At 32.0% G+C, this 8,861-nt stretch carries 7 protein-coding genes; all 7 read right to left on the bottom strand.

From position 1 onward, the window contains the following. Positions 1-78: 78 nt before the first annotated feature. Complete coding sequence (locus tag KO515_RS18845; RefSeq protein ID WP_252723901.1) at positions 79-318, bottom strand: DUF6095 family protein; 240 nt, start codon at positions 316-318, stop codon at positions 79-81. Beyond that, the gene (gene murQ / locus KO515_RS17750) at positions 305-1,117 is read right to left on the bottom strand and encodes an N-acetylmuramic acid 6-phosphate etherase (protein ID WP_215937673.1); all 813 of its coding nucleotides are present in this window, start codon (positions 1,115-1,117) and stop codon (positions 305-307) included. The genes KO515_RS18845 and murQ overlap by 14 nt, the downstream gene beginning before the upstream one ends. Positions 1,118-1,318: 201 nt before the next feature. Continuing rightward, complete coding sequence (locus KO515_RS17745; RefSeq protein WP_215937672.1) at positions 1,319-2,134, bottom strand: DUF4249 domain-containing protein; 816 nt, start codon at positions 2,132-2,134, stop codon at positions 1,319-1,321. Positions 2,135-2,137: 3 nt separating this feature from the next. Beyond that, complete coding sequence (locus KO515_RS17740) at positions 2,138-4,513, bottom strand: TonB-dependent receptor (RefSeq protein ID WP_215937671.1); 2,376 nt, start codon at positions 4,511-4,513, stop codon at positions 2,138-2,140. 120 nt (positions 4,514-4,633) lie between these two features. After that, on the bottom strand, positions 4,634-6,856 hold the full coding sequence (locus tag KO515_RS17735) for an NADP-dependent isocitrate dehydrogenase (protein ID WP_215937670.1): 2,223 nt from the start codon (positions 6,854-6,856) through the stop codon (positions 4,634-4,636). Between the two features lie 144 nt (positions 6,857-7,000). Then, positions 7,001-7,576, bottom strand: coding sequence for a pentapeptide repeat-containing protein (locus KO515_RS17730; RefSeq protein ID WP_215937669.1), 576 nt, complete (start codon positions 7,574-7,576; stop codon positions 7,001-7,003). 794 nt (positions 7,577-8,370) lie between these two features. Further along, positions 8,371-8,718, bottom strand: a complete 348-nt coding sequence (gene rplS, locus KO515_RS17725) for a 50S ribosomal protein L19 (protein WP_215937668.1) — start codon at positions 8,716-8,718, stop codon at positions 8,371-8,373. Between the last annotated feature and the right edge of the window lie 143 nt (positions 8,719-8,861).

Below are 8,861 nucleotides of genomic sequence, written 5' to 3'. Positions count from 1 at the left end.
TAACTAGTAAGGGTTTTTTTCGTTTAACCCTGTTTGAAGTAAGAGAAATTATGTTTTATGAGTAACGTGTAATACGGTTTACTTTTTCTTTTTGAATATACTGTCTAGAACTGTATTAATCCCTAGAAATAAAAAAACTACGGCCAATATACAAAGTATAAATGCTAAAATAAGTAGAGGTATGTAAAGTGGTTTTTCGCTATTGTCTAAGGCCAAATGTAAAAGCGTAGGTCCCGCAAACATCAAGCCTAAACAAATTCCTAATCGTTTTAAACCTTTGGTTAAGATTTCTCGGTCTGTGCTATTATTTTCTTCCATTTACTATACTTTCTCTAACATTTTTATGTTTGCTTAATAATACGGATGCTTCCGATTCTGATATATGTAATTCATCCATAATCATTTTTACAGCTCTGTGGACTAATTTGTCGTTACTGAGCTGCATATCTACCATTTTGTTTCCTTTAACTTTCCCTAATTGAATCATTGAGGTGGTTGTAATCATATTCAAAACTAGCTTTTGTGCTGTTCCTGCTTTCATTCTTGAACTTCCGGTTAAGAATTCGGGTCCAACAATCACTTCTATAGGGTATTTTGCCGTTAAAGATAATGGACTGTTCATATTACATGTAATGCAACCTGTAATAATATTATGTTCGTGGCACTTTTCTAATGTACTAATGACATATGGCGTGGTTCCTGAAGCAGCAATACCTATAACAACATCGTTTTCTGAAATATTATAATCTAGCAAATCAAGCCAACCTTGAGTGGTTGAATCTTCTGCATTTTCTACAGCTTTTCTAATGGCATTATCACCACCTGCTATTAAACCAATAACTAAGTCGTGATTAACTCCAAATGTGGGGGGACATTCTGAAGAATCTAAAATGCCGAGTCTTCCACTAGTTCCTGCTCCTATGTAAAATAGTCGTCCACCTGATTTTAGTTTTACAACAACTTGCTCGATAAGCGCTTCAATTTGTGGTAATGCTTTTTCTACGGCTAAAGGAACCGTTTTATCTTCTTGATTAATAGAATTTATAATCTCGTTAATAGACATATTTTCGAGATTGTTATAGTTAGAGTCTTGCTCTGTTGTTTTTATAAAAGTCATGCCCTAAAGGTAAGAAATTATTTGAGCGGATGGGTTGCATTAGCGGTAGTAACGGCATCCTTTTTGTAAAACTTAATTTATTTATAGTATTGACGAATAATTGACAGATTAAATGTTATTAAGTCAACAAAGGCGTTATAACAAAAAGATATAGTGGATGACGCGACCCACTTTTTTGTGGGTAATGCCCAAAAGATAAAACTATTCAACTATATAAATTAATTCATCAACTTCTGATAATCTAAAATAACCATAAGGAAAGTTTTCTGGATTTGTAGTATTTATACAATTACCTCGAACCGTAGCGGGTTGTGTCTCAAACGGACCTCCACCAGAATCACCACCTTGTTGTAATAGAATAAACATAAAATCGTAGAATTGGCTAGATACACCATAATTTCTTATCGTTACACTATCACCAGATTCTAAATCTTCTTCTGTATAAAATCCGAAAATTTCATTTCCGTCAGTAAAAGTGTCGTCGTAAACGGATAAGGTTGGGACTACAGGAATGTCACTAATAAATTCAAAAAAATAATAATTATTTATTCCTTCTGGATCTGTATAATAAGCTTTTAGCTCAATATCTTCTCCTGAAAAACCACCCTCATTATTTTGTTCTACGTAATCTATGGGAACCACAGTTGTTAACGTTTCTGTAGCTGTATAGATTTCATCTTCGTAGTTAATTACCAATGTATATTCCGCATCTAAAACTGGGATAAATGTGTTGTTATAATAGATACCAGTATTATCTATTTCTATAAAATTGAAAATATTGCCATTAGTATCTGATATTTGAACTGTAGCACTATTAGCAGGTGGAATAGTATCATCAAAAAAAGGAGCAGACAAGGTTAATTTTATACTTTGTTCGTTTCCTGTTGTGTTTTTAAAATAATTTATGGATGCTTCAATGACTAATCTAGGTTCAGCATTATTTAATTCCACATCAATAACATCTTCACAATTGGTAAAAAGTGCTAAAAGGAAACTTATATATATTATTTTTTTCATGATTTAAAATTTGAAATTATAAGAAAACGAAGGTACAATACCGAATATAGCTAAGCGTGTGGCTTCATTATTTCCTGTGTTTCTATTTTCACTAAAAGATATGCTTGCAGCATTTTTGCGATTGTACACATTGTATATTCCGAATACCCATTCTCCTTTAAAGTTTTTAGTACTTTCTGGATTTGGGTTGTAATTTACAGCTACATCTAAGCGATGGTAGGATGGAAGTCTACTCGAATTTCTTGCTTCATAATTTGGAATGGTTATATCATTGTATTGATATTGTCCGTTTGGAAACGTTGTTGGCTGCCCTGTTTGAAATATAAGATTGGAACTAAAAGACCATTTTTTATTTAATTCATAATTTCCTGTTAGTGAAATATCGTGCGTTTTATCGTGTGGTGTGTTATACCAGTCACCATTATTAATTCCGGTTTCTATGGAAGTTCTTCCTGGAGTTCTTTGTTCGGACTTTGATAATGTATAGGCTAACCAACCCGTAAATTTGCCTTCATTTTTTTTGAAAAGAATCTCTAAACCGTAAGCTCTAGCTTCACCATTTAATATAACTTGTTCTATGGCATCGTTAGCAATTAAGTCTGCGCCATCAATATAATCGATGCGATTTTGAATGGTTTTATAAAAACTTTCAACCTCTAAAGAATAGGCGTTGTTTTTGAAGGTTTTAAAATACCCAACAGCTACTTGATCTAATAATTGTGGTTTTATATATTTTCCACTTGGTGTCCAAACATCTAAAGGAGTTGGCGAACTTGTGTTAGACAATAAATGCAAATATTGAGTCATACGATTATAACTTCCCTTAACAGAAGAATTGTCATTTAACTGATACGCTATTGCTAATCGCGGTTCTAGGTTGGTAAAAGATTTGATAACATCACTTCGATCATACGTATAAGTGCCAATAGGCTCCGTTTTTTCATAAATACCAATCGACTCATTAAATGTTAATGGGCTGTTATTTTCATAACGATTTAATTCATCTTGTCCCATTCTATGAAACATGCTTAAACGTGCACCATAACTAACAGATAATTTATCACTTAATTTATGTTCAGCATCAATATATATTGAATTTTCTAGAGCATATTTGTCAATAAGCTTATACGGATTAATACCAGAATCATCATTTATAGGTTTAATATCACCTGGATTAAATTTATAATACATACTGTTTAAACCATAATCTAACTTAAAGTTGTTACTTATATAGTGCTTAAAGTCGTATTTAAAGTTGAAGTTTTCTATACCTGACACCCAGTCAAATCCAACAAAGCCTAATTGTAAACCATAATAATAGTCTGAATAAATAAGCGATACATTGGAAAATATCTTATCAGAAAAAAGGTGGTTCCATCTAAAATTTAAAACTGAGTTTCCGAAAGAATTTTCAAAACTGTCAGTAATTTTAAAGACATCACGTCCAAAATAACCAGACAAGTAAATATTATTATTATCATTGATGTTATAACTCAATTTTGTATTTAAATCATAGAAATAAGCGACGTTGTCTAAGTCAAAAAGCGGTAAAAATAGATGAGCATAGCTACTCCTGCCACCAATTAAAAATGAACCTTTATCTTTTTTTATAGGGCCTTCAGCTAATAAGCGGCTAGAAATTAGTCCTATTCCACCATTCATATGGAAAGATTTGCTATTTCCTTCCTTTTGATAAATATCTAAAACAGAAGAAACACGACCACCATATTTTGCAGGAATTCCTCCTTTATATAATTTGATATCTTTAATAGCATCTGGATTAAAAACTGAGAAAAAACCAAAAAGATGTGATGAATTAAACACAGTGGCTTCATCTAAAAGAATAAGGTTTTGATCTGCAGCACCACCTCTAACATTAAATCCAGAAGAGCCTTCACCAGCATTGGTAACACCTGGAAGTAGAGTAATAGATTTTATAACATCGACTTCACCCAAAACAACTGGCATATTTTTTATCGTTTTTATAGATAAAGAATTGACGCTCATTTGCGGATTTTTAATGTTTAATTTTTCAATATTTTCTGTAAGAATTACTTCATCTAAGCTTTCGGCAGCTTCTTCGAGTTTAAAATTTTTAGTTAGATTCTTATTAAGAATTATGGTTTCGGAAATGGTTTTGAAACCTAAATAACTAATTTGAACAACATGGGTTCCCGCAGGTAATGTAATAGAGTAGAAGCCATATTCATTTGAAACGGTTCCAGTTTGTTGATTTGGTAAAATGATGTTAACACCAATAAGTGTTTCATTACTTAGATTATCTGCTATAGTTCCGCTTAAAGTAAATTTTTCTTGCGCTTGAAGGCCTAAAGTGTTCAATAAAAAGAAGATAAAAAGCCCTCTTAAAAGTATAACCATAGTTGATGATTTAATTGCTTGAATTTACAATTGGTTGTTTTGTTTCACCAAAAGTAATTTAAATTAAACAAAAAAAAGCTTCCTAAAGGAAGCTTTTAACATAATCTTAATCTAATTTTATTATCCGTTGATAATTCCATTTAATGCATTACTTGGACGCATTGCTTTAGAAATTAAATCTTCATTAGGAAGGTAGTAGCCTTCTACATTTACAGCTTCACCTTGGCAATCTATAAGTTCTTTTACTATAGTATCCTCGTTGGAAGAAAGTGCATTGAAAATAGTTGTAAACTCAGCTTTTAGCTCTTTATCTTCATCTTGGTTTGCAAGCGCTTCAGCCCAATAAAGTGCTAAGTAAAAATGACTTCCTCTATTGTCTAATTCATTAACTTTTCTCGATGGTCCTTTTTTGTTTTCTAATAATTTATCAGAAGCATCATCCAAGGTTTTTCCTAAGATACTAGCTTTTTTATTGGAATTCACTAAAGAAAAATGTTCTAAAGAAACAGCTAATGCTAAAAATTCACCTAGAGAATCCCAACGTAAATGGTTTTCAGCAAGGAATTGTTGTACATGCTTAGGTGCAGATCCACCAGCTCCGGTTTCAAATAAGCCTCCTCCATTCATTAAGGGAACAATAGATAACATTTTTGCACTTGTACCAACTTCTAAAATTGGGAATAAATCGGTTAAGTAATCTCTAAGAACATTTCCAGTTACAGAAATAGTGTCTTTTCCTTCTTTAAGTCGCTTTAAAGTAAAATTAGTAGCGTCTACTAGTGACAAGATTCTAATATCTAAACCTTCAGTATCATGATCTTTAAGATATAAATTTACCTTTTTAATCAATTCAGCATCATGTGCTCTTTTCTTATCTAACCAGAACACAGCAGGTGTTTCTGAAGCTCTTGCTCTTGTAACGGCAAGTTTTACCCAGTCTTGGATTGGTGCATCTTTAGCCTGACACATTCTCCAAATATCACCTTCTTCAACTTTATGACTTAAAAGAACATTACCGTTAGCATCTATAACCTCTACTTTGCCTTTAGAAGCAATTTCGAAAGTCTTATCATGAGAACCATATTCTTCAGCTTTTTGAGCCATCAATCCAACGTTAGGAACAGTTCCCATTGTGGTTGGATCAAAAGCACCATGCTTTTTACAAAAATCAATAGTTGCACTATAAACACCGGCATAACTACTGTCTGGAATAACGGCTTTTGTATCTTGTTGTTTCCCTTCAGCATTCCACATCTGACCAGACGTTCTAATCATTGCTGGCATAGATGCATCAATAATAACATCACTTGGCACATGAAGATTTGTAATTCCTCTATCAGAATTCACCATTGCTAAATCCGCACCGTGATTAAGTTCAAAACGAATATCTTCTCTAATTGCATCACGTTTATCCTCTGGAAGTTCACTTAATTTTTCTAATAAATTTCCAAATCCATTATTAACATCAACACCAATTTTATCGAATGTTTTACCGTGTTTCTCAAATAAATCTTTGAAGAACACACGTACAGCATGACCAAAAATAATTGGATCAGAAACTTTCATCATTGTAGCTTTCATATGTAAAGAAAACAAGACACTTTTATCTAAAGCATCTTCTACTTGTTCTTCTAAAAACTCTAATAATAATTTCTTGCTCATTATCGTTGCATCGATAATTTCACCTTTTAATAAACCTAAATCACTTTTTAAGTTTGTTTTATTTCCCTTAGCATCGGTATGTACAATGTTAACAGAAGTCGCTTCTTCTAACGTTACTGATTTTTCATTATGAGCAAAATCACCTTTAGCCATAGTGGACACGTGTGTTTTAGAATTTGGCGACCAAGCTCCCATACTATGAGGATTTTTTTTGGCGTAATTCTTAACGGCTTTTGGCGCACGTCTGTCTGAATTCCCTTCTCTAAGAACTGGGTTTACAGCACTACCTTTTATTTTGTCATAACGCGATTTAATTTCTTTTTCTGCATCGTCTTTTGGTTCTTCTGGATAATTAGGAATATTAAATCCTTTAGATTGTAATTCTTCAATCGCTGCAGTAAGTTGTGGAACCGAAGCACTAATATTTGGTAATTTTATAATATTGGCTTCTGGTTGTTTTGCTAATTCTCCTAATTCTGTTAATGCATCTGCAACTTTTTGATCTTCTGTTAAAAAGTCTGGAAATACAGCTAAAATTCTAGCAGCTAATGATATATCTTTTGTCTCTATAACAATACCTGAAGACTTTGTAAATGCTTCAACAATCGGTAAAAATGAACGCGTTGCTAAAGCTGGTGCTTCATCCGTTTTTGTATAAACAATCTTTCCTGTTTTTGTCATATGTCTTGTAAATAAAATGAATAAAATTTGGCTCGAAATTGAGCTGTGCGAATATACGAAAACGTTTGATTTTTATAGGTATAAGATTGCTACTAAACCGTAATAAATTTTAAGAAATTAATAATAATAACTCAAAACGTGAGTTCAATCTTTTAATGTGATATTGTAACTGTTTAATAAACCTGAAATGGTGTCTTTAGAAAAGGCAGCTTTCTTAAGTTGATTGATATTAGGATTAATATTGAAATTATAAGCCGACGTAAAATCAGTATATTCAATGTTTGTTCTATCAAAAGTTGATAGCTGTAAATCACAATCATTAAATTCGCAATGTTTTGCTTCAGTCTCAGTAAAATCTACTTGATGCATGATGCATTTTGAGAACTTGGTATAATTAATTTTTAGTTGATAAAAACTACTCATATTTAAGGTACAACCTGAAAACTTGAAAGTCAATAAAAAGGCATTACAATTTTGGAATTGAACACCCAAAATTTTACAGTCTTGAAAAGCAACATCATTAAAAGAGGTATGCATGACGTTAACATTACTAAAATTACAATCTGTAAAGTTGCATTCTAAGAAGGCAATATTAGAGAGGTCTGAATTCTCAAAATTACAATTTATAAATGTACAATCTGAATATTCTGCTTTAGGTAGTGGGCTATTAGTGTAGTCCTTAAAACTAAAATGTTGTTGATCTATAAGAGGTTGATTCATATTACAAGAATACGAAAGATATTGGATATTTGGAAAAGCGATGAGGAGGAGTAAGGCTATTTTTGGACAACAAATTTAAGTGAGTATAGTCTCTATAGTGCATCTAATTGGGGTCTCTAATCTAAGTATAGAACAAAATAAAAAGCCATATCACTCAGAATTAATCTGTATTGACATGGCTTTCATAGAAACAGTACTAACGTTGACCTATTTAGTTTTAACTAACTCGGCTTTTTGGCAGATGCCATCATCCTTTTCGGTTTATGTGTTTCCGTTTCAATTCGAAACATTTCATATCTTTCAAAATGTATTGACCTGATATTACTATGCTTCTTAGGTTTGTTTTTCTTGATGTTTTTCCTATAATCTTCAAATGAATGAATGTTAGGTCTAAAACATTGCTCGTCTTTTTTCGTGTTCACTTTCGATTCCAGTACTTCTTCAGAGCTTTCCGCTTTACAAATTAAACCTGCTAAGCATGTTCAATTTAATAAAGTTTCATGATCGTTTTACAAACACTTACTAACGCAAGTTGCTACACAATCTCAAAAAACAACCTCAATACATAAAGAACGAATCTTTAATAACAATGTAACATTAATTTGAAATAGAATTCAAAACCAAACAAGGTTTGTTGTTAATTGTTTTACTAAGTTACATATTTATTTCGGATTATATAATATTTTAACAGTTTAGATATCAACACGTTATAAACTGAGTTTATTAACAATTGTTAATAACCAAAAAAAGCCTTCTTTATCAGAAGGCTTTTTATTACAATATATAAGTTGGAATTATCGTCTAACTTCTTTGATTCTTGCTTTTTTACCAGTAAGACCTCTAAAGTAGTAAATTCTAGCTCTACGCACTTTACCACGTTTGTTAACTTCTACTTTTTGTAAAGCTGGTAAGTTAACTGGAAAGATACGCTCTACGCCAATTGTTCCTGACATTTTACGGATGGTAAACGTTTCAGAAGATCCACTTCCTTTACGTTGTAATACAACACCTCTAAAAAACTGAGTACGTACTTTTTCACCTTCTCTAATTTCGTAATATACTGTGATTGTATCACCAGCACTAAATTCTGGAAAATCTTTACGAGTTACAAATTCGTCTTGTACAAATTTTACTAAATCCATTTTGTTTTATTTATAATAGTTAATTCAAAGCAACATTCACGATTCTCGCCAGAGGTTGGTCTAAATTGGTTTGCAAAAGTAGTACTTTTTTGTTTATTCGCAATACTTTACTGTTTTATTTTTTAGTGGTCAGTGGTCAGTGG

It is taken from the genome of Winogradskyella psychrotolerans (assembly GCF_018860545.1).
Classification (GTDB): domain Bacteria; phylum Bacteroidota; class Bacteroidia; order Flavobacteriales; family Flavobacteriaceae; genus Winogradskyella; species Winogradskyella psychrotolerans_A.
This window is presented reverse-complemented; position numbering and strand designations above follow the sequence as displayed.